This is a genomic window from Pseudoalteromonas sp. S558 (assembly GCF_005886635.1).
GTDB lineage: Bacteria > Pseudomonadota > Gammaproteobacteria > Enterobacterales > Alteromonadaceae > Pseudoalteromonas > Pseudoalteromonas aliena.
Window position 1 is genome coordinate 1 of record NZ_PNDU01000691.1, and the last position, 201, is coordinate 201.

Below are 201 nucleotides of genomic sequence, written 5' to 3' on the forward strand. Positions count from 1 at the left end.
CGGCAGCGACTTGCGTTGAGCTATAGTTATGAAGCTCAATAAACGAATCACTCGTTTTACTTGATTCGTCAACAGTATGTGCATGCGCGCTTACATCGTATGCACTTTGCGAAACATGAATAAGCGACTCTCGCATTTTCAATATAAATAAGTTAAAAGAGTGAGATAACTCTGAAATTTCGTCATTAGCAGACTCATTTA

1 pseudogene is annotated in these 201 nt (G+C 38.3%); it reads right to left on the reverse strand.

Annotation, left to right across the window (positions count from 1 at the left end):
* Window positions 1-201: pseudogene (locus CWB66_RS21960) on the reverse strand (methyl-accepting chemotaxis protein); the annotation flags it as partial.